General features: G+C 65.5%; 16 protein-coding genes and 2 pseudogenes. 3 read left to right on the top strand and 15 right to left on the bottom strand.

All coding sequences use genetic code 11. The annotated features are described in order from the left end of the window. Positions 1-98: 98 nt before the first annotated feature. The 6 genes from KPL76_RS14430 to KPL76_RS14405 all read right to left on the bottom strand — a co-directional run bounded on the left by KPL76_RS14430 (position 99) and on the right by KPL76_RS14405 (position 8,700). The gene (locus KPL76_RS14430; RefSeq protein ID WP_216336559.1) at positions 99-1,838 is read right to left on the bottom strand and encodes an ABC transporter ATP-binding protein; all 1,740 of its coding nucleotides are present in this window, start codon (positions 1,836-1,838) and stop codon (positions 99-101) included. Positions 1,839-1,864: 26 nt separating this feature from the next. Then, positions 1,865-2,857: an ABC transporter permease gene (locus tag KPL76_RS14425; protein ID WP_371733967.1), complete on the bottom strand. Its 993-nt coding sequence runs from the start codon at positions 2,855-2,857 to the stop codon at positions 1,865-1,867. 163 nt (positions 2,858-3,020) lie between these two features. Further along, positions 3,021-4,133 carry an ABC transporter permease gene (locus tag KPL76_RS14420; RefSeq protein ID WP_216334259.1) on the bottom strand — a complete coding sequence of 371 codons (1,113 nt, stop codon included), beginning with the start codon at positions 4,131-4,133 and terminating at the stop codon, positions 3,021-3,023. 122 nt (positions 4,134-4,255) lie between these two features. Continuing rightward, positions 4,256-5,887, bottom strand: a complete 1,632-nt coding sequence (locus KPL76_RS14415; RefSeq protein WP_216334258.1) for an ABC transporter substrate-binding protein — start codon at positions 5,885-5,887, stop codon at positions 4,256-4,258. A 339-nt stretch (positions 5,888-6,226) separates the two neighbouring features. Continuing rightward, positions 6,227-6,901, bottom strand: a complete 675-nt coding sequence (locus KPL76_RS14410; protein WP_216334257.1) for a hypothetical protein — start codon at positions 6,899-6,901, stop codon at positions 6,227-6,229. Between the two features lie 221 nt (positions 6,902-7,122). After that, the gene (locus tag KPL76_RS14405) at positions 7,123-8,700 is read right to left on the bottom strand and encodes a glycosyltransferase 87 family protein (RefSeq protein ID WP_216334256.1); all 1,578 of its coding nucleotides are present in this window, start codon (positions 8,698-8,700) and stop codon (positions 7,123-7,125) included. Positions 8,701-8,783: 83 nt separating this feature from the next. On the opposite strand from KPL76_RS14405, the gene KPL76_RS14400 reads away from it, so the two are divergent. Further along, on the top strand, positions 8,784-10,160 hold the full coding sequence (locus KPL76_RS14400; RefSeq protein ID WP_216334255.1) for a molybdopterin-dependent oxidoreductase: 1,377 nt from the start codon (positions 8,784-8,786) through the stop codon (positions 10,158-10,160). Further along, positions 10,157-10,687: a hypothetical protein gene (locus KPL76_RS14395; protein ID WP_253202070.1), complete on the top strand. Its 531-nt coding sequence runs from the start codon at positions 10,157-10,159 to the stop codon at positions 10,685-10,687. Before KPL76_RS14400 ends, KPL76_RS14395 begins: the two co-directional genes overlap by 4 nt. Here the strand turns inward: KPL76_RS14395 and KPL76_RS14390 are convergent. The 9 genes and pseudogenes from KPL76_RS14390 to KPL76_RS14355 all read right to left on the bottom strand — a co-directional run bounded on the left by KPL76_RS14390 (position 10,684) and on the right by KPL76_RS14355 (position 20,713). Further along, entirely contained in the window at positions 10,684-11,982 is a 1,299-nt protein-coding gene (locus KPL76_RS14390) for an LCP family protein (protein WP_216334254.1), read from the bottom strand. The two genes, KPL76_RS14395 and KPL76_RS14390, sit on opposite strands and share 4 nt — an antisense overlap. A gap of 243 nt (positions 11,983-12,225) precedes the next feature. Then, entirely contained in the window at positions 12,226-12,978 is a 753-nt protein-coding gene (locus tag KPL76_RS14385) for a bifunctional 2-polyprenyl-6-hydroxyphenol methylase/3-demethylubiquinol 3-O-methyltransferase UbiG (protein WP_253202069.1), read from the bottom strand. A 2-nt stretch (positions 12,979-12,980) separates the two neighbouring features. Next, the gene (locus tag KPL76_RS14380) at positions 12,981-13,640 is read right to left on the bottom strand and encodes a DUF2064 domain-containing protein (protein WP_216334253.1); all 660 of its coding nucleotides are present in this window, start codon (positions 13,638-13,640) and stop codon (positions 12,981-12,983) included. Between the two features lie 246 nt (positions 13,641-13,886). After that, positions 13,887-14,528 (bottom strand): annotated as a pseudogene (locus tag KPL76_RS14830) (glycosyltransferase family 2 protein); the annotation flags it as partial. Between the two features lie 144 nt (positions 14,529-14,672). Beyond that, a pseudogene (locus KPL76_RS14375) lies at positions 14,673-15,824 on the bottom strand (NAD-dependent epimerase/dehydratase family protein); the annotation flags it as partial. A gap of 104 nt (positions 15,825-15,928) precedes the next feature. Continuing rightward, positions 15,929-17,689 carry an ABC transporter permease gene (locus tag KPL76_RS14370; protein WP_216334250.1) on the bottom strand — a complete coding sequence of 587 codons (1,761 nt, stop codon included), beginning with the start codon at positions 17,687-17,689 and terminating at the stop codon, positions 15,929-15,931. Beyond that, a complete protein-coding gene (locus KPL76_RS14365; protein WP_216334248.1) occupies positions 17,686-18,717 on the bottom strand; it encodes an ABC transporter ATP-binding protein in 1,032 nt (343 codons plus the stop codon). Before KPL76_RS14365 ends, KPL76_RS14370 begins: the two co-directional genes overlap by 4 nt. 136 nt (positions 18,718-18,853) lie before the next feature. Further along, on the bottom strand, positions 18,854-19,204 hold the full coding sequence (locus KPL76_RS14360; RefSeq protein ID WP_216334247.1) for an ATP-dependent DNA ligase: 351 nt from the start codon (positions 19,202-19,204) through the stop codon (positions 18,854-18,856). A 135-nt stretch (positions 19,205-19,339) separates the two neighbouring features. Further along, complete coding sequence (locus KPL76_RS14355) at positions 19,340-20,713, bottom strand: L-serine ammonia-lyase (protein WP_216334246.1); 1,374 nt, start codon at positions 20,711-20,713, stop codon at positions 19,340-19,342. A 226-nt stretch (positions 20,714-20,939) separates the two neighbouring features. Between KPL76_RS14355 and KPL76_RS14350 the strand changes: the two genes are divergently transcribed. Further along, a complete protein-coding gene (locus tag KPL76_RS14350) occupies positions 20,940-21,959 on the top strand; it encodes a MoxR family ATPase (protein ID WP_253202270.1) in 1,020 nt (339 codons plus the stop codon). Position 21,960: the final 1 nt, after the last annotated feature.

Genomic DNA, 21,960 nt, shown 5'->3' with positions numbered 1-21,960 from the left:
GCCTTTCAGCACCGCCATTCGGCACCGCCTTTCGATGCGCACCGCCTTTTGATGCGCACCGCCTTTCGATAAGCACCGCCTTCGATAGGCCCCGCCCGCTACTCTGCTGCGCGCAGGGCTCGCAGGGCATCCCGACGCCTGGCCTGCTCGATCGGGTCGGGAACGGGCAGGGACGCGAGAAGGCGCTGGGTGTATGGATGCTGGGGGGCACCGAGTACTTCTGCTCCGGTTCCCTCTTCGACCAGCTTGCCCTTGTAGAGTACGGCGATCCGGTCGGCGAGCAGGTCGACGACGGCCAGGTCGTGGCTGATGAACAGCGCAGCGAACCCGAATTCGCGTTGCAGCTCGGCGAAGAGTTCGAGCACCCTGGCCTGCACTGAGACATCGAGTGCCGAGGTGGGTTCGTCGGCGATCAACAGCGTCGGTTCGAGTGCCAGGGCGCGCGCAAGGCTGGCCCGCTGTCGCTGGCCGCCGCTCAACTCGTGCGGGTAGCGATCGCCGAAGGCCTTCGGCAGCTGCACCGCCTCGAGGAGTTCGTCGACACGTCTGCGGGCAGAGCTGGGGTTGCGAGCCACGCCGTGCACGATCAAGGGTTCAGCGACGCATTCGGCAATGGTGAGCAGCGGGTTGAAGCTCGATGCCGGGTCCTGGAAGACGAACCCGATGTCGCGCCGTGACTTCTTGAACGTTCGTTCCCGAACGCCGTTCATCTCGTGGCCAAGCACGGTGAGCGACCCACCGGTGACCCTGGTGAGACCGGCGATGGCGCGGCCGATGGTGGTCTTTCCCGATCCGCTCTCGCCGACCAAGCCGAGCACCTCCCCTGCGCGGATCTCAAAGCTCACTCCATCGACGGCGACGAAACCGCCTCGGCCGAGCCGCCCGGGGTACTGGATGCGGAGCTGGTCTGCAACCACGACGGGTGTGGCATCCTGCCAATCGGCCAGGCGGGAAGATGCTCGTTCTGCCGTCTGCAGGGCACCCTGCCCGACGTGGGGCACCGAGGCCAGCAGTGCCTTCGTGTAGTCATTCTTCGGGTTCGAGAACAACGTGACGGCATCGGCCTCTTCGACGACTTTGCCCTGGTACATGACTGCCACACGGTCAGCGAGGTCGGCCACGACACCCATGTTGTGGGTGATGAGCACGATCGCGGTGCCGAACTCGTCACGGCACCGGCGCAGGAGGTCGAGGATCTCGGCCTGTACCGTCACATCCAGAGCCGTTGTCGGTTCATCAGCGACGATGAGCCCCGGTTCGAGCACAAGCGCCTGCGCGATCACGACGCGCTGCTTCTGGCCTCCCGAGAATTGGTGGGGGTAGTAGTTCACTCTCGTCTCTGGGTCGGGGATTCCGACCCGACCGAGAATCTCGATGGCCTTCGCCTTCGCCTCAGCGTGAGAGTACTTTCCGTGCGCCCGGAGGCCCTCGGCGATCTGCCAGCCGACGGTGTACACAGGGTTGAGTGCGGTCGAGGGCTCCTGGAAGACCATGGCGGCGTCAGAACCACGGATGCCCCGCAACTGTTTCTTCGACAGGGTGATCACGTCGTTCGTGACGCCGGCAGTGCTGTTGTTGTCGCCGTTGTTGTTGCTGGCGCGACGGGCGAGGATGACGGCACCCCGCGCAGTGGCGGTCTCCGGGAGAAGGCCGAGGATCGTCTTCGCCGTGACGGTCTTGCCGGAGCCACTTTCGCCCACGATCGCGAGCACCTCGCCGGCTGCGACCGAGAGACTCACTCCGTCGACGGCCTTGATGGCACCGGCGTCGGTTGCAAACGAGACCTCGAGGTCGCGGATGTCGACGACGGGTTGGTTCTGCGTGTCGTGCACCTGCATGTCGTGCAGCTGGGTGTTTCGCGTGTTCATGACTCCCGCCCATCGTCGACGTGCACTGCTTCGGCGTTGTCGTCGAAAGCGCCGCCGCCCTCGAGCCCGCTGAGCCCGCCGGGGCCCGCTTCGAGCGGACCTCCGGGAACGACCGAGGTCTGGGCGATGTCGCCGGCGGCAGCGGCCACGGCACGGCGACCGCGGAGGCGCGGGTCGGCCAGGTCGTTCAGGCTTTCGCCGACGAGCGTGACGCCGAGCACCGACAGCACGATGGCAAGCCCGGGGAACACGGCGGTCCACCAGATGCCGCTCGTCACATCAGAGAGCGATTTGTTGAGGTCGTAACCCCATTCTGCGGCAGAGGTCGGTTCGATGCCGAAGCCGAGAAAGCCGAGGCCCGCGAGTGTGAGAACGGCTTCAGAGGCGTTGAGCGTGAAGATGAGCGGAAGCGTTCTGGTGGAGTTGCGGAGCACGTGGCGCACCATGATGCGCGTGTTCGAAGCGCCCATGACCTTGGCCGACTCGACGAAGGCCTCGCCCTTGATGCGCACCGTCTCCGCGCGGATCACGCGGAAATACTGCGGAATGTAGACGACGGTGATCGAGATGGCGGCAGCGAGAATACCGCCGTACAGGCTCGACTGGCCTCCGGAGATCACGATCGACATCACGATCGCGAGCAGCAGCGACGGAAAGGCATAGATCGCGTCTGCCAGAACGACGAGAATCCGGTCGAGCCAGCCGCCGAAGTACCCGGAGACGAGTCCCAGAAGCACCCCGGCGAAGATCGAGAGGATGACCGCTACCACCATCACCTCGAGCGCCGTCTGCGCTCCCCAGATGACCCGGGAGAACACGTCGTACCCACCCACCGTGGTGCCCCAGATGTGCTCGGGGCTCGGGGGCAGCTGGGCACCGAAGGGGCCGTCGGGGCCTCTCAGTTGCGCGAAACCGTAGGGTGCGATCCATTGGGCGAAGACGGCGCACACGATGAAGACTGCAGTGAGAATCAGGCCGGCCACGAGCATCCCTCGCTGCAGGCCGACGCTCTGCCGGAGCTGGTGCACCACGGGCAGGCGTGAGAAGAGAGACTGCTTGCGTCGCTTCTGCGGCAGCGGTTCTGTGGTCGAGCCGGGTGTGGCGCGGCCGGGCGTGGTGCCGGGCGAGGTACTGGGTGTGGTGGTGCTCATGTCAGTACCTCACCCTCGGGTCGATCAGCGCGGCGATGACGTCGACGATGAAGTTGGTCAGCGCGACGATCACCGCCAGCAGTGCGACGATGCCCTGCACAGCGACGAAGTCTCTCGCCGCAAGGTACTGGGCGAGCTGGAAGCCGAGGCCCTTCCATTCGAAGGTCGACTCGGTGAGCACGGCACCGCCGAGCAGCAGGGCGATCTGCAGCCCGATCACGGTGATGATCGGGATCAGCGCCGGCTTGTAGGCGTGCTTTCGCACGAGCCGGTACTCGCTCACACCTCGGGAGCGAGCCGCATCGACATAGTCGGTCGAAAGCGTTCCGATGACGTTTGTTCGAACCAGCCGGAGAAAGATGCCCGCCGTGAGAAGTCCGAGGGTGATGGCTGGCAGGACGGCGTGGCTCAGAACGTCGGCGATGACGGCCGGGTCACCGGTCTGGAAGGCATCGATCAGGTAGATGCCGGTCTTGTTGGGCAGGAACTGCATCGCAAGCTCTGAGCTTGTGGATGCCCGGCCGGCCACCGGCAGAACGTTCAGCCACACCGAGAAGACCAGTTTGAGAAGGATGCCGGCGAAGAACACCGGCGTCGCGTAGCAGAGGATGGCGAAGACGCGGAGCGCGGCGTCCTGTCCCTTGTCGCGGTGGTAGGCCGCGAGCATTCCCAGGGGAATGCCGACGATGAAGGCGACGATGAGGGCGTAGAACGCCAGCTCGAGGGTGGCGACGCCATAGGTCAGCAGAATTGTCGTGATCGGTCGGTTGTCGCTGATGCTCGTTCCGAAGTTGCCGGTGACGATCTGGCCGAGGTATTCGAAGTACTGCACCAGGATGGGCCGGTCGTAGCCCGCGGCGTGGATCCGTTCCTGGAGCTGCGCGCCGCTCAGGCGGCCACCGAGGGCGGCCGTGATCGGGTCGCCTGTCGAGCGCATCAGGAAGAAGACGAGCGTGACAAGGATGAAGATCGTCGGGATGATCAGCAGGAAGCGCACGACGATGTAGCGCCCGAGCCCACCACCCGCTGATTTGGACCGCGGGCTGACGGCCGAGGTGCCGGGCGTGGGGGAGCCGGGTGCCTCGGAGCCCACGGTCGATACGGTCGCTGTCATCGGTGCCAATCGGGAATCGGGAAGTCGGGAATCGGGAACGGATGAGACTGGTCATGATCGTGGGGCGACCCGAGGAATCGGGCCGCCCCACTCACACCAGACGGTTGTTGCCAGGCCGCAACTCAGCCCTTGGAGAGGGCGCCGTAACGGAACTTGAACGAGGCGTCGAGCGTGTCGGAGGTCCCGTTCACGGTCGAGCCGACGACGGCCACCTGCGAACCCTGCAGGAACGGGATGGTGGACAGGTCGGCCGCGACCTTGGCCTGGATGTCTTCGATCTCAGAGGTGCGCTTGGCCTGGTCGGTCTCGCCCACCTGCTGGGTGATCTCGTCTTGTACCGCGGTGTTGTCGTAGTGGTTCGCGAGGAAGTTTTCCTTCGAGAAGAACGGCGTCAGGTAGTTGTCTGCGTCGGAGTAGTCCGGGAACCAGCCGAGCTGGTATGCCGGGTACAGGTCTTTGACGCGGTCCTTCGAGTACTGCACGTAGTCCGTCGACTGGAGGTTCACGGTGAACAGACCGCTCGATTCCAGCTGGTCCTTGATGAGTGCGTACTCGTCACCTGATGATGGGCCGTAGTGCTCGGTGGCGTACTGCAGGTTCAGTGTCACCTTGCCGGTGACGCCGGCTGCAGCGAGTGTCGACTTCGCCTTGTCTGCACTCGGCTTGCCCGTTCCGTCACCGTAGAGGCCCTTCAGCACATCGGTCGCGCCGGTGAGCCCTGCGGGAACGTAGGAGTAGAGAGGGGTGTAGGTGCCCTTGTAGACCTGCGTGGCGATCGCATCCCTGTCGATGAGGTCGGCGACGGCCTGGCGAACAGCGAGCGCCTTCGCAGGATCGGCTTCTGCTGTGGTCGAACCGAAGGGCTGCGTGTTGAAGTTGAAGACGATGTAGCGGATCTCGCCGCCGGGGCCGTCCACGACCTTGACCTTGGTGTTCTTCTTGAGGTCGTCGATGTCAGTGGCCGACAGGCTGCGGAATGCCACGTCGATGTTGTTCTGCTGCACGTCGAGCTTGAGGTTCGCCGACTCTGCGTAGTACTTGACGTTGACCGTCGCTGTCTTGGCTGGCCCGAGCAGGCCCTGGTAGTTGGGGTTCGCCTTGTACTGGATGGTGTTGTTGAAGTCGTAGCTCGAGATCACGTACTGGCCCGCGAAGGCGTTGCCCTTGACGATGTCCTGGTCGCTGGTGAGTGCGGTGGGGGAGAAGACCTGCTCGTCGACGATGGGGCCTGCCGGGCTCGAGAGCACCTGCGCGAAGGTCTGGTCGTTGGGCTGCTTCAGGGTGAACACGATGGTCGTGGCATCCGGTGCTGCGGTGCTTGCGAGGTTGCCGAGCAGCGAGGAGGGGCCGTTGGCATCGGCGATGGCGAGCTGGCGGTCGAAGCTGAACTTGACGTCAGATGAGGTGAGATCGTCGCCGTTGGCGAACTTCAGGCCGCTCTTGAGCTTGACGGTGTACTCCGTCGGGGAGGTGAAAGTGGCCGATTCGGCGATGTCGGGCTTGACATCCGGGCTGCCGTAGGGGCTGTTCATCAGGAACGGGAAGACCTGGTTCATCACGGCGAACGACCCGTTGTCGTAGGAGCCGGCCGGGTCGAGCGTGGTGATCTTGTCGGTGGTGCCGATGGTGATCGAGCTCGCCGTCGCTCCCGACGTGCTGTTCGAACCGCCGGAGCAGCCGGCAAGCACGAAGGCGGACGCAGCGAGAGCCGCGGTCACCCCGATCAGTCGTGTGCGATTCAGTGATGAAGGCATAGGCGTGACTCTTTCTCGAGAGGTGCTGGGAGTGTTTGCTGTGTATCAAGTCTTAACACACCCAGAAAGTGCCTCTGATCCAGACGCGGGAATCCTTAGCGTCACGCAACAGATTGGCCGTGAATTGCTTACAGATGAAGCAAAAGTCCGGCTGGAATTCTCTCTGGCGACGGAATCTGCAGATATGGTCAACCCGAACGGACCAGTCTGTGCCGTTAACGAAAGAAGGCCCACCCGCGCCAGGCGGGGAGGCCTTCTTTCTTTACTGTGCAGTGCTTTTCGCTATGCAGTGCTGCAGTGCAGTGTTGCCGTGCAGTGTTGCAGTGTTGCGAAGGGTGACTACTTGGTGTTGACCGTGATCTTGGCGACTCCGACGAGGAGGCCTTCCTTGACGGCGGTGGTGTTGTAGGTCTTGTTCAGCAGGGCAGCCGCATCAGCGGAGATGTGAACCGTGGTGCCCTCGAGGATGGCCGTGTTGTTCGGGCCGGTCTGCAGGGGCTTCAGCGTCGAACCGTCGAGGTCGAACAGGAAGGCCTGCTTGACGACGGAAGCGCCGTTGGCTGAAACATCACCGTAGAGCTTCGAGGTGCCCGGGTCGATCGTGAAGTTGGTCAGGTCGACCTCGGTGCCGCCGGCGGAGAGGCTGAGGCCCGAACCCTCGTGCTTGATGCTGCCCTGGACGTACGGGCGGTAGGACTGCGACGGGTCGTAGTACTTCACGTTGCCGCCCGTGATCGGGAAGGCGAGCACTCCGGCGTTTGAGAGCGTTGCGGTTCCCACCACGCCCGGCGTGAGGCCGAGTGTCTTGAGTGCTGCGAGGAAGCCAGCGTCAACGGTGACCTCGGTGTCGACACCGCTCAGGGCGGGAATCGAGGCGACCGGGGTGGGAGTCGAGGAGGTCGACGCCGAGGGTGAGGTGCTGGTCGTGCTCGACGTCGATGAGCAGGCGGCGAGTGAGAAGGCGAGTGCGCCGGTTGCGGCGACGGCCAGAACAGCGGTGGTGAGCTTGCGCATGAGAGATTCCGTTTCTGTAGGTGTTCCACGCACGCCGAATATCGTTGGGAGCAGCGCGAACGAGTCGCCCTGTCACACGAGATCCGGCGTCCAAGTGGAACTTGGTTTGTCGGTGTGATTGCCTGACGCTATGAGTTCGGTTCCCTCCCCGAATCGGGTTGGTATCGGTTTTTCTACTCAGCTGGCTCTCAGGTTCGCGAGGTTTCGATGCGCCCTGCGGGCTACCGAACCGGCGCGGACGCAACCGCGCGGCCATACACGCGCTGGCGGTAGGTCCGGTAGGCCAGACCGGCCAGAACGACGGCGATCGCCAGTGCGAATGAGACCCGGGCAACGGCAAGTGTCGGTACAAGCAGCCCTGCGGTGAGAGCAGCGGGTACGGCGAGCCACTCCCAGCGCCCACTGAGTGCGATGAACGGTACGAGCAGCAGGGCGTACCAGGAGTAGTGCGGCGTCACCACCAGCAGTGTGGTGCCGATCATCACGACCTGCCCGAGCCACGGGTTGGCTGGGTCGGTACGACGCCAGACCTGTACCGCCGTCACGAGCAGTATCACTGCAGCGATGACAAGGGCGGCAGGCCCGGGCAGGATGATCGACAGCAGGGCGAAGCGACTTCCGTCGTCGTAGCCCTCCTCAGAGAGATAGCCCGGGAGAAACCCGATCACCGCGATTCCTGTCGCTGCGACATAGGGGATGTAGACAGCTACGAACGCGAGCACGGCCGGGATGGCCACGGCGAACGAGTGCCTGCGAAGGAGGGCAGGTGCGCCGATGACAGGCACCAGCTTGACAGCGACGGCGAGCCCGAGCAGCAGTCCGCCAGCGATCACCTGCCAGCTGCGCACGAAGTTCTGCCATCTGTGCGCGTCTGGCCGCGGTGGGGAGACACTCCCACCCCGGGCATCCAACTCGCTTGCGCGCCTCTCTTTTTCAGCGAGGGCAGATCGGGCAACCAGAAGAGTCGCTGCGAGCAACAGGAGGGCGGCCAGTGCATCGACGTGTGAATTGGTGACAGCTTCGGCTGCGACGAACGGGCTCCACGCCCAGATCGCCGCCCAGCGGGGATTCAGTCTCCGACGGAGCATCGTCAGCACCAGAAGACCTGAGATGGCAACCGAGATGAGTGCTCCGGCGACCTGGAACGGCCAGTATTCGACCGACGGATCGACAACGAACCGGACCCCGGCGAAGTACAGCTCGGCCACCGGCGGGTAGATCGTGTGCACCTGTGGGCGGTTGATGGCCGTACAGAGAACGGTGAAGGAGGGCACGCTGATCGTGCGTTGAATCCGGGGACCTTCGCACTGGGGGTGGCCCTCATCGTCGAGCACCACCTGCGGAAAGAGCCACGATGTGCGAAAGGGAGCGAGGGCGTCGTCTGCCGGTGTGTAGGCGTAGGGCGAGACACCCTCGTTCTGAACGATTCCGTCCCACGCGTAGCGCGCCGAGTCAGTGCTGGTGTTCGGTGGGCCTGCCAGCGCTGCCCCGCTCAGCACGGCAGAGCCGGCGAGAACGAGAACGATGGCGGTGCGTGCCGGCACCTTCCGTACCAACACCAGCGCTGCCGCGAAGAGCGCCCAGAGCGCGGCGGTCACCCAGACCACGCCCTGCCCGTTCGCCGTCGCTCCTGCCGTCGTTCCTGCCGGGGCGGCAGGGTCGAAGTATCCGAAGGTGCCGACCATCAACGCCGTGGCGGCGGCCATCACCACGAGGACGAGTGCGAGAACGACGGTGAGCGCGCGCGAACGGGTCGATCGTAGGCCTTCGACGACGACATCCGCTGCAGGTTTCGGCACCCGGCAATCATCGCACCTGCCGTAGACTGCGCCCGAAAGCGCGCGCGACCCACCGATCCACGGCGCCGCTCCGAAGAGAGTGCATGAGATGGGTGCTGTTGAACATGCAACGTGCGGTCGCCGCACCCACCCGCAACCCCCGGTTGGCTGTCGTCATCGGTCGCCTGCTCGCCAGCGCCTTTCTGATCTGCTTCGCGACGGGCCTCTACAGCCACTTCCTGCAGGAGCCGCTGCCGTGGATGCACTTCGCCACCACCCCTGCCCAGCTCTACCAGTTCAGCCAGGGCCTGCACATCACCGCAGGAATCGCGTGCTTCCCCCTGATTCTCGGGAAGCTGTACACGGTCTTTCCGAAACTCTTCGAGACCCCCGCGATCACTGGCCTCGGGTCAGTGCTGGAACGGGCATCCATCGCCCTCTTCGTGGGTGCGTCGCTGGTGGAGATCACGATCGGCCTTCTCAACACCTTTCAGTTCTACCCGTGGCCGTTCGGTTTTCGCGAGGTGCACTTCGCGCTCTCGTTCGTGATCATCGGTTCACTGGCCATTCACATCGGTGTCAAGCTGCCGATCATCGCGCGTTACTGGCGGCGGCGTGACGGTTACGCGCCAGAGCTGTCGTTCACCGTCGACGAGCAAGCCGCGATGGATGCTCCGCTCATCGACGCGCTGCCCCCTCGTGTGGCTGCGGTGCCCGGCGCCCGTGCCGTCTCAGGGGTCACCGGGCGGATCTTCGCGTGGCTCGATGGGCCGGCCCCATCCGCTGAATCAGAATCCGCTGGGTCAGAATCCCCTGAATCGGTATCCTCTGGATCGGTATCCTCTGGGGCCTTGTCTTCGCACCAACCGCACCCCGTCGGGCGCCGAGCTTTTCTCGCGACGATCGGCACCGGGGTCGCGGCCGTCGTGGTGCTGACAGCGGGGCAGTCGTTCGCGTGGCTGAGCCCGTTCAATGCTTTCGCTCCTCGGGTCAAAGGCATCGGGCCGCAGGCCGTGCCGATCAACCGGACGGCTGCCGCCGCTCAGGTCACCGATACGGCGATGAACCCGGACTGGGCGCTCAGCGTCTCGAACGGCTCGCAGACCCTCAGCTTCACTCGCGCCGAGCTGTTGGCTCTGCCGCAGACCACGGTCGACCTCCCCATCTCGTGTGTGGAGGGGTGGAGCCAGATGGCCACCTGGCGGGGCGTGCGCCTCAGTGACCTGGTCGCGAAGGTGGTCGGCAATGACTCCGCGGCCGGCAGCCGGGCGCTCAGGATCACGAGCCTCGAAAAGGAAGGCGGGTATCGCGTGACCCAGATGGGGTCGGAGTACGTCAGTGACTCCAGCACGCTGGTCGCCCTCGAACTGAACGGCGAGACCCTCGACATCGATCATGGTTTCCCGGCACGAATGATCGCCCCCGGGCGGCCCGGTGTTCTGCAGACGAAGTGGCTGAGCACACTGGAGGTGCTGCGATGAGTGCAGAGGCAGATGTGACGCAGAAGCGGCCGATGAAACCCTCGAAGGCCCTGTCGATCGCCCGGTCGGTTCTGATCGGGGCCGGGGTTCTCGGCCTCCTGCTGGGCGCCGTTGTGCTGGTCTCGAAGCAGAGCCCGCTGCAGATCGTCGGGGTCGCGCTCTGGATGCTGGGGGCCATCATTCTGCACGACGCCGTTCTCTCACCTCTCGTGCTGGTGGCGGCCGTAGTGTTTCGACGAGCCGGCCGGAAACCAGCGACTGCGTCTGCTTCTCTCTCTGCGCGGTCGCGCCGGACGTGGCGCGGGGTGCTGCTGATCATCCAGAGTGCGGTCATCGTCGGCGCGATTCTCACGCTCATCGTCGTACCCGAGATCTACGCGAAGACCCTCGGAACGGCCAACCCGACGATCCTGCCGTCGGACTATGGCCTGAGGCTTGCGGTGATGTGGGTCGTGATCGCCGTCGTGACAGCGCTCACGAGCGTTGTCTACGCTCGACGTTCCGCGAAGAACTCACCGCGAGACTAGTTGTTGCCGACCGTGCAGGTCTGCTCTGCTGCAGTCTGGCCGCTGACCGATGTCGGCAGGGAGACGATTGTGGAGCTCGGCGTCGGGGTGGGTGCGTCTGTCGGCGAAGCGGTGCCTGTGGGGGTGCCGGTGGTGTCGGCCGTCGAGGTCGGCGCGGTGGTCGGCGTCGGGGTCGGCGTGCTCGTGGTCGACGGATCGGCTTCTGCAGCCACACCGGTACCACCGGTCAGGGAGATCGGCTGGTTCTTCTGGAGTGCCGTATTCAGAAGCAGCGCGGCGGATTTGTTCGGGATGACGCGGTTCACGTCATCCGGATCTGTCACTGAGGGGTACTGAACGAAGACCATGCTGCTGAGGCTGATGTTCTTGAGTGCCAGTGCGATGGCGACCATGGCGGTCGGGTCGGTGAGCGTCGTGGAGAGCTGCATGTTCGTGACGGCCGCGTTGGCGAGGGAGTAGAGCGTGAGGGGGTTCGTGAGCACACCGGCGCTCGTGATCTTGCGCATCAGGGACGAGAGGAACACCTGCTGGTTGCTGATGCGCCCGAGGTCGCTGCCGTCACCGACACCGTGGCGACTGCGCACGAAGGCCAGAGCCTGGTCGCCGACGAGGGTCTGGTTTCCGGCCTTCAGGTCGAGGCCGGTGAAGGAGTCCGTGACGTCGGTGGCGAGGCAGACGGTTACTCCGCCGACGGCGTTCGACATGGCGATGACGCCGTCGAAGCTGATCTCCGCGGCGTAGGGAATGGTGAGCCCTGTCATCTTCTCGACGGTGAGCACGGTGCAGGAGAGTCCACCGCGTGACAGCGTGGTGTTGAACATCGCGAGGTCGGTCGCCGCGACGCTCGAACCGTCGCCGCTCGGGTCGGGGCACTTCGGTACGGGCACCATCAGGTCGCGGGGAAAACTCACAACGGTCGCGTTCGTGTGGTCGGCCGAGACGTGGAGCAGCATGGTGACGTCGTTGTTGCCGAGACCCGAACTCGCGTCTTGATTGGCGGAGTCGGAGAATGCCCCGCCCTGGTTCGTTCGGGTGTCGGTGCCCACGAGAAGCAGGTTCACTTCGCCCTCGATGGCCCCGACGCTCGGCACGGCGACGCCGGTGGAACCGGGAAGCTGGGCCAGCTGGATACCCGGCTTGATGCGGCCGACGGTCTGCCAGACGGCGATCGCTGCGACAGAGGTCGAGCTCACCGCGAGAACGACGATGATGGCCAGGGCGATTCTGCCGACGGTGGCGAAAGGATTCTGTGGGGCGCGCCGGCTGTGCTTCAGCGGTTGGTCGTGGTGGGTCATGGGGGCCGGCCGAGAAACCTTTCGCTGCAGTCAGGTGAGACGCTGAAATCGACCCGTCGGTGTGTGACAGGTCGATTCTTTCGCGACACTATCGTTGCTTGACAGAGTCGTTAGTTCACCATGGTGCCGTACGACTGTGTCAATTGACTGCAATTGGCCGGTTATCTCGGGGGATTCTACGAAGATCCCCAGTTTGCGGGAGTCAGCCTGTGGCATCAGCTTGCGGCTGTCAGTCCGCGGGTATCAGACCGCGGGTGCCAGACGGCAGAAGGTCCGGCCGTCTCTGCTCCACGATTCGACCATGCGCAGGCCTGCACCGACCGAGCGGTGAGCGAGTGCGTGACTGCCGATCTCGGCCCAGGGGAACGCGTCGCTTGTGTGCCCGTCGTCACTGGTCACCGTGCAGTCGAAACGACTGTCGGCAGCATGGTCGTTCTCCACCTCGACGAGCACACATCCCGCAGGGGCGAGCAACTGGGCACAGCGGGCGAGCAGGCGCGAGGGGTCGCCGCCGATGCCGATGTTGCCGTCGACGAGGAGGGCGGTCATCCATCTGCCTTCGAGTGGAAGCTCGTCGAAGACGCTGGCCCTCAGAACGGAAGCCCCTGAACTCGAGGCGAGGTCGATTGCCGCCTGCGAGACGTCGATGCCGAGGGCGCGGTAGCCGACGCCCGACGCGGCCCGCACCATCCGGCCAGGGCCACAGCCGATATCGAGGAGTGGCCCCGTGCCCTCTTCGATGAGACTCATGTCGGTGGCGTCGGCGTTTGCCCGCCAGCGGGCGATGTCCAGGGTTGTGGTGGTGGCGGTGGTGGTTGTGGTGGTGTTGTCAGTCGAAGTCGCGGACGCGGTGGCTGCATTTCCAGCGACGGCTCCCTGTCGCACCAGGTGAAGGCGTCCCTCGCCTCGGAGCGCTCTCGCATAGGGGTCACCACCGCCGGAGCCGAAAGTGGGCACGTGGGTCGGCGTGAGTGCTGCCGGAGCTGAGGTGCTCACGATCAGGCCGCGGCAGCGCGATGTGCGCCGACCAGGTTGTCTGCGAATGCTCGGGCGACAGCCTCGGCGAATCGCCCGTCAGGCGCGATCTCTGCCACCTCTGCGGCGTCGCCGACCGTGTCGACGTCGCTCAGCACGGGCAGGAGCTTGACGCGAAGCCCGGCATCGAGAAGACGCTCGAGCTGTATACGCCCGGTGTCCGCCTGCGACATCGGTACACCGCGGATCAGGGAACCGTCGGGCTCAGCCAGGGCGAGGGCCCAGAACCCGCCGTCCGTCGCGAAACCGAACCAGGCGTCGAGTTCGCCACTCCAATCGCCGAGGGCCGGTTCAAGCACGCTTCGATCGACCTGGGGAGTGTCCATCCCGACCAGCAGGGTTGGGCCAGCGCACTGGTCGAAGATCGCGGCCAGCCTCTCTGACAGGTCGCCTTCGACCTGGGGAATGATCTCGAAACCTTGCGCCTCGGCGGGTGCATGGGCTGGTCGGCCGTCGAAGGCCAGAATCCTCCGTGTCGCGGGCAGAGCGCGCACCACGTCGAGAGTGTCAGCAAGGCTCGCGGATGCCACGGCGGCGGCCTGCTCGAAAGAGAGTTCGGGCGTGAGCCGGGTCTTGACCCTGCCGGGAAGGCACTCCTTGGCGATGACGATGATCGTGAGCATCTGCGACTCCATTCTCGGAAACGTCCTCTCGCGTTCGGGAACGCGCGGGATGGCTTCAGTGTGGTGTCAGGAGTTACTCGGTCAGCACCCCTGCACGCTTTGTTCGGAGCCGTGTGGGGGTTGGATGGGTGGGGGTGGATGGTGTGTTCAGCGAACGCACAGCTTTGGCGACAGAGGGGAGGAGGTCAGGTGAGGCGCGGGCGCTCGAGTGGGAGCGCAGGATGGGGCGGCGGGGCGCGGATTGGCTCAGCGAGGCTTCTTCACCTGGGCGAGCAGCGCCGACATGTCGGAGATCGCGCTGATGGTTCCGCGAACCGTACCCGTGACCTTGGAGGTGCCCACGCGGGGGGAGTAGGAGGTGTCGAGTTCGATGATGGTGTGACCTGCCGCGTTCGAGCGGAGCACCATCTCTAGAGGGTAGCCGCTTCGTCGATCTTCGAGCCCGAGGGCGAGCAACTGCTCGCGGCGCGCGACGCGCAGCGGGCCCAGATCGTGAAGGTGGATGCCTGCACGCACCCGGATGAGGCTACTGAGTGCACGGTTCGCGACCCGGGCGTGTAACGGCCAGGAGCCGCGCGCTGTTGGCCTGCGGCGCCCGAGCACCAGGTCGGCCCTGCCTTCGAGAATGGGGGTCACCAGCCGGGGAAGCTCTGCCGGATCCATCGACGCATCGGCGTCGCAGAAGGCGACGAGCTCAGCGGTGGCGGCAAGCAGGCCCGCATGGGCAGCTGATCCGAACCCGCGACGGGGTTCGGTGATGACGAGAGCGCCATGGGCGCGTGCGACGTCTGCGGAGCCGTCGGTGGACCCGTTGTCGACCACGATCGCGCGGTAGCCCTCGGGGAGCCGGCCGAGCACCCAGGGGAGGGCTGCGGCTTCGTTCAGGCACGGGAAGATGACGTCGACCCTGGCTGAGTGCGCATCAAACGAGGCGTGCGCAGTTGCTTCGGGGGCAGTGGTTTCGGGCGCAGTGGTTTCGGGCGCAGTGGCTTCGGATTGCGCTGTGGCTGTGGCTTCGGGTGCAGGAGGCTGCACGGCTGCACGAAGGGGGGCGGTCGCGAATTCCGTCATACCCGCCTCGAACTCGACCGAGGGTACCCAGCCCAGCTCGACCTGAAGCCGGTCGGACGACGCCGTGATGTGCCGAACATCGCCGAGCCGGAACTGCCCGGTGACGACGGGGGCAAGCCCCCCGGAGTTGCGGCTGAGGGCGGCCGCAAGGTCGCCGATCGTATGAACCTTTCCGCTGCCGACGTTGTAGGCCCTGAATCCGGGAGACTCGGCAGAGGCCGTGCGGGCGAGCGCAGCGAGGTTGGCACGCGCGACATCGACGACGTGCACGAAATCCCGTCGCTGGCCCCCGTCTTCGAAGACCTGGGGCGCCTCCCCTCGCTCGATCGCCGAGCGGAACAGCGAAGCGACTCCGGCGTAGGGAGTGTTCTGGGGCATACCGGGGCCATACACATTGTGGTACCGGAGCGCGATCGCGTGACCACCGGTCGTGCGCGACCACGAGGCCGCGAGGTACTCCTGCGAGAGCTTGCTTGATGCGTAGACGTTGCGGGGGTCCAGCGGGTCGTCTTCGTAGATCAGCGCGGGAAGGAGCGGCTGGCCGGTCTCGGGGTCGATGGGGTCGAAACGTCCCGCCTCCAGATCGGCCACGAGTCGAGCCGGCGGGCGGATCGTGATACTGCTTGCCTCAGTGCTGGCTGCCTCAGTGCCGGCTGCCTCAGTGCCGGCTGCTTCAGTGCTCGTCAGGTCACTCCGCGTGTAACTGCCCTCGCCATAGACGACCATCGACGATGCCAGAACGAGTCGATGGATGCCCAGCCGGGCCATTGCGGCGAGCAACACAGCGGTACCGAGCTCGTTTGTGGCCACGTAGTCCGGCGCATCGGCGAAGTCGACTCCGAGACCCACCTTCGCCGCCTGGTGGCAGACGGCCGTGACGCCCTGCAGGGCATCCGCCACCGCCTGGGGGTCGGTGATGTCGGCATGAATGAACTCGACTGAAGGATCGATCTGCTCGCTGGAGCCGCGGGTGGGCGGGTGTACGTCGGGGCGCAGGGAGTCCAGGACCCGAAGGCGCCAGCCGTCAGCGAGCGCCTGCACCACGATCTGTGAGCCGATGAAACCGGCGCCGCCGGTGACGAGAAGGAGGCCGGGTTGTCGGGTGTCGGGCATGGCTCCACGGTAACAGGGCCGTGCCGAAAGGAGGCACCGTGACCCTGGAGCTGCTGCAGCTTGCGGGGCCGCGAAAGTGGGCGGGACTACGGCGGCCCGCGTGCCTACTGCAGCTCGCGGCGGCGCATCAACGCCAGTGCGGCCAGAGCTGAGAGGAGGGAGAGCGCGAGCATCCAGACACCGCCCGTCCAGTCGGTGGTGGAGCCCGTGGTCACAGGGGTGTGCGTGAAGGGCGAGGTGTTGCGCAACCACTCGGGGAGCCCGAGCACCGCACCATACAGGCCGAAGACGATTCCAGCCGTCAGGGTGCCCCAGCCGATCGCTGCTGTCGCGCGAGGCAGCAGGGTGAAGACCACTGCGAGGCCGCAGAGATAGACGAGAGCGACCGGAAGTTGGGCCACTGTACTGAGGAGGATGCTCTGCCAGGCATCGGGGTACCCGGAACCGCTGAGCAGCAGGGCGGCCGGAATCGCTGCTGCCAGCAGGACGATGACGACGGCGGCAGACCCCACGACGAGATAGCCCAGTAGATAGCGCACACGTGAGACAGCCGAAGCAAGCACGAGTTCGGCGGTGCCCCTGGCCTCCTCCTGGCGCAACCGGATGATCGACTGGATCGCGCTCCCCGCCGCGAGGATGCCGGCGACGCCGAAGATTGCGGAGATGAACATCTTCATGACGTCGTTCGTATCGCCGGGCGCTATGAGCTTCAGCGCGGCAGTGATCGACGAGTCTGTCGACACCGCGGAGAGCATGGCCGGCCCGAGCGTGCCGACGATTGCGCCGAGTGCGGCGGAGCCCAGCGCCCAGCCGGTGATCGTCGGCCAGTGCAGGCGCCAGGCCAGGGCAGTCGGGCCGGAGAGCCAGCGGCGGGCCGTGGTGCGACCGGTTCGGGCTGCGAAGAGGCTCGCCCCGACGTCACGAGATGACTGCACGACGAGCGCGAGGGCGACCAGGCCTACTACCGCGACGACATCCAGCAGCAGCGGCAGGCCCGTGGGCCGCGTGAACGGGTGGGACTGCTGGCCCCAGCCGATCGGCGAGAGCCAGACGGGCCAGGCCGCGGCGACCGCGGTGCCGTCGGGTGACGCGGCGCCGGTCGCGTTGCCGATCCCGGCCGCGAGGTAGGCGAAGCCGACGAAAGCTGCCGAGAGGCCGTTCGCACCCCTCGATGTGCTGACGAGCTGGGCGACGACGAGCGCCACAGCCATCGAGGTGAGCCCGACCCCGGCCACGCTGGCCCCGGCCAGGATCGACCCCCAGACCGCTGACGACGGCGTGGGAGACGATGATGTGAGTGAGTTGGCCAGCGCCTGGAGTGCGGTGGCAGTCGCAGTTGCGGCCCCCGTCGCAGTCGGGTCACTCGCGTTCGCGACGTTCTGAGGGTTGCCGCTTGCCGACAGGTAGCCCGCGGCCACGATGATGCCGAGAACGAGGTTCGCGCTCGTCGCGAGGATGAGGGTGGCGAGAGTGGGAGCGCGGCGCGACGCAGGGGTCGCGCCGATGAGTTCGGCGCGACCTGTTTCTTCTTCTGCCCGCGTGTGGCGCGTGACGAGGAAGGTACTCATGAAGCCGGCCAGAAGGCCCAGGAATGAAAAGAGTTCGAAGAACCCGAATCCGCCGTTCGAGATACCGTCGGGAAGCCCACGGAGCAGGAGGAGAACAGGATTCGCGGTGGCAACCTGCAGAATGCCTACACGGCTCACTGCCGACGGGAACGTGGTGTTGACGGAGGCAAGCGAGGCGTAGGCGAGCAGGCCGATTCCTACGATCCAGATGATGAGGTGTGCGCGATCACGCCTGAGCCTCTGAGCGAGAAGGATGCGAACGGACTGTCGTTCGAGCTGCCGTTCGAGGCTCTTCACGGCTGGGCCAGTTCGACCGGTGCATCCGGTGCATCGCCGTAATGGCGGAGGAAGAGTTCCTCGAGTGAGGGCGGTGCGATCGTCAGGCCTGTGACCTCGAGAGCGGCCAGCTGGGGGAGAGCCGCTACGAGCTGCGTCGAGTCGACGGTGAGAAACACGCGGCCGTCGGCGGTTCGCAGATCGTGCACGTTCGCCAGGGTGGCGAGCCGGGCATCCGTCATGCCGGCTGAGGAGAACGAGACCTCTGTGCGCGTCAGATGACGGAGGTCAGCCAGAGTGCCGGTCTCGACGGTCGCACCTGCCCTGATGATAGTGACCCTGTCGCAGAGTTCTTCGACTTCGGAGAGGATGTGGCTCGAGAGCAGCACGGCGGCGCCATCGTTCGTGACCCGCGTGACTTCGCGGGCGAACACCGACTCCATCACCGGGTCGAGCCCGGAGGTCGGCTCGTCGAGAACGTACAGCTCAGCGGGAGTGGCGAAGGCGGCGATCAGGGCGACCTTCTGCCGGTTGCCCTTTGAGTACGCTCGGCCTTTCTTGCCCGGATCGAAATCGAACGCGTCGATGAGGGCATCTCGCCGGCGCACGGTGTCACGACTGTCGGAGGCTCCTCGCTCAGTGGAACCATGTTCGCGCCCGTGCCCACGCCTGTTCCCACGAACGGCGCGCAGGCGGGTGAGCAGGTCGATCGCCTCGCCGCCGGTGAGGTTCGGCCAGAGGGTGACATCTCCTGGAACGTAGGCGATCCGGCGATGCAGCGACACGGACGCCGCCCACGGGTCTTCACCGAAGACTTCGACCGTGCCACCGTCGGCGCGGGCGAGGCCGAGCAGGATGCGGATGGTCGTGGACTTGCCAGACCCGTTCGGTCCGAGGAAACCGTGCACTTCGCCGGGGGCGACGCTCAGGTCGAGGCCGTCGAGTGCTGCCACGTGACCGAATCGTTTGACGAGCCCGCGCGCTGCGATGACCGGCTGCCCTGGCCCCACCCCGGGAGTCGTTCCCGCCCCCACTGTTTCTGAGTTCATCGTGTTCTCCGACCGTGTGCGGCCAGACTACTCCCGGAGCGCTGTGGCGGAGGATTGGCGGCGAAGCAGCGGCGAAGCGGCGGCAGAACAGGGCTGGAGGAGCACAGTAGCCCTGATCGTGCCAGTCGTCAGCGAGCTAGTGGTGATCACGCACCTCTGACTCCGACAGGACGTGGCCCGTGTCGTGAGCAGGGGGTTCCGGCAGGAAGTTCAGGCCACTGCCACTGTTCGCCGACTCCATCAACGCGTCGACCCACTCCCGGTTGATCGAGGGGATCCGCGACCCGAAATAGCGGTAGCACAGGGTGCTGCTGGGGTCGAGCCAGATCGAACTGCGACCACTTCCTGTCTCGGGGGCGTCGTTCCAGGAGAAGACGAAGCTCTCGTGCCTGCGAAGCTTCGCGGTGATGACGATCTGGAGGTGCTGCAGTGCCCGGTCATCGAATTTGATCTCGATACCTGGGCTTCCGTAAAGCAGAAGACCCATCAGCCAACGCCCCCCTCTTGCCCACGCATGGTCTGCATCCACGTCCGCTCGTACTCGAGGCTTGTCGGGTGCAGCGGCCAGCGCGTCGGTGCGTTGTTCGTGTGGCAACACTCTATTGCTTACCGGTCGAGCTGTTCAGCATTCCACGACATTCAGGGCCAGCCCGCCCCGCGCGGTCTCCTTGTACTTGTCTTTCATGTCAGCGCCGGTCTGTCGCATGGTGAGAATGGCCTGGTCGAGCGAGACGTGGTGGGCGCCATCGGTGCGAATGGCCATCCGCGCGGCCGTGATGGCCTTGATCGCACCGACGGCGTTCCGTTCGATGCAGGGGATCTGCACAAGGCCACCGACCGGGTCGCAGGTGAGACCCAGGTTGTGTTCGATGCCGATCTCCGCCGCCATCTCGACTTGCCGCGGTGTACCGCCGAGCACCTCGGTGAGACCGGCGGCCGCCATCGAGCAGGCTGAGCCCACCTCGCCCTGGCAGCCGACCTCTGCGCCGGAGATTGACGCGTTCTCCTTGAAGAGGATTCCGACCGCGGTTGCCGTGAGCAGGAAGCGCACGACGCCGTCTTCGGTGGCGTCGGGCACGAAGTCCGTGTAGTACTTCAGCACCGCCGGGATGATGCCTGCCGCGCCGTTGGTGGGTGCTGTCACGACGCGTCCGCCGGCAGCATTCTCCTCATTCACTGCGAGGGCGAAGAGGGTGACCCACTCCATGGCACGCAGGGGGTCGTCAGGGTTGGGGTTCTGCTCGAGCTGGCTGCGCTGCACCGCTGCGCGTCGCCGAACCCTGAGCCCGCCGGGAAGGATGCCCGTAGCGGTGCTGCCGCGTTCGATGGTCTGCTGCATCACCTCCCAGATGTGGAGGAGCCCGTTGCGGATCTCGGCTTCGCCCCGCCAGCTCCGTTCATTGGCGAGGATCACGTCGCTCACACGAAGGCCGGTCTCCTCGCAGAGGGCGAGAAGCTCGTCGCCGCTGCCGAACCGGTGTGCCACGGGTGTCGGGTCGGGAATGAGTCTGCGGGTACCCGCCTCGTCCTGGTCGAGTACAAAGCCACCACCGATCGAGAAGTACTCGCGCACCTCGACAGGAGTACCAGCAGAATCGAACGCGCTGAACCTCATTCCGTTGGTGTGGAAGTTGAGCCGTTCGCGGCGGTGCATGACGATGTCATCCCGCCAGGAGAAGGCGATTGCATGCGTTCCGCCGAGTTCCAGGATGCCCTCGGTCGTGGAGCGTTCTGCCTTCGCATCAGCCGTGGTGGGGTCGACGAGTTGGGGCTGCTCACCCTGGAGACCGAGAATGACCGCCTTGATCGTGCCGTGCCCATGGCCAGTGGCCCCGAGCGACCCGAAGAGATCGACTCGCACGCGCGCCGTGCGCTCGAGAAGGGAATCGTCGCGGAGCCGGGCGACGAAGCTGTAGGCCGCGCGCATCGGCCCCACCGTGTGAGAGCTCGACGGCCCGATACCGATGGTGAAGAGGTCGAATGCGCTCAGACTCATGGGAGGGAGTGTACGCGCAAGCCCTCACAGAGACAGATCCCGCCGTCAGAATTGCAGGCTACAATCGTGCGCACACGAGAGCATTCGCAAGCCAGGGCACGCCGAACGAGGGAGTTTCGATGAGCGGACCACGAGGTGGTGCCGGGCTGCGGTTTCGGCCGGCTGTCGACACGGCTGCCCGCACAGCTGTCGAAATGCTCTGCGTCTCCGAAGTGAAGGCATGACCATGGCGGATCGCGCACAAGACCAGAGCCCGGCTTCTGAACCTGATTCGACGCTCGTCGAGTTCGACCGGCTGGCTTCGGCGATCCTGGAGAACCTGCAGAAGGTCATCAACGGCAAGACCGAGGTGGCCACGCTGTCGCTCGTGGTGCTTCTTGCGGAAGGTCATCTGCTCGTCGAAGACGTTCCGGGTGTGGGCAAGACCACACTGGCCAAAGCGCTTGCCCGCTCTGTCGGTTGCACCGTCAGCCGCATCCAGTTCACGCCCGACCTCCTGCCGAGCGATGTCACGGGGGTCTCGATCTACAACCAGCACGAGCGGGAGTTCGAATTCAAACCGGGCGCGGTGTTCGCCAACATCGTGATCGCCGATGAGATCAACCGGGCTTCTCCGAAGACCCAGTCCGCCCTCCTCGAATGCATGGAGGAGCGCCAGGTCTCCATCGACGGCCAGACCTACTATCTCGAGGCGCCCTTCAGCGTGGTGGCGACGCAGAACCCCATCGAGATGGAGGGCACCTACGCCCTGCCAGAAGCACAGCGTGACCGGTTCATGGTCCGGGTGTCGATGGGCTACCCCGACGCGCGTGCAGAACTCGCCATGCTGCACAATCGTGAGCTCGTGAGCCCCCTCGACCAGATCGAGGCGGTGGTGACCCGCTCGGAGCTGCAGTCCATGATCGAGACCGCGCGGAATGTCTTCGTCTCTCCGGCCGTCGAACAGTATGCCGTGAACATCGCCCAGGCGACCCGTCGGGATTCCGACATCCGTCTGGGCGTCAGCCCGCGGGCGACGCTGCACCTGGTGCGGGCCGCGAAGGTGACGGCCGCTCTGGATGGCCGAGACTACGTTCTCCCCGATGACATCGATGCGCTCGTGGTGCCGGTTCTGGCTCATCGCGTGCTTCTGACCCGCCGCTCGCTCGCCGACAACCGTGGCGGCAGCGCCCAGGCGGTCGACGATGTGCTTCGGAGAATCGTCTCCAACACCCCTGTTCCACTCGTGGCCACCAGGATGGCGTAGG

Source organism: Subtercola sp. PAMC28395 (genome assembly GCF_018889995.1).
Classification (GTDB): domain Bacteria; phylum Actinomycetota; class Actinomycetes; order Actinomycetales; family Microbacteriaceae; genus Subtercola.
This window is presented reverse-complemented; position numbering and strand designations above follow the sequence as displayed.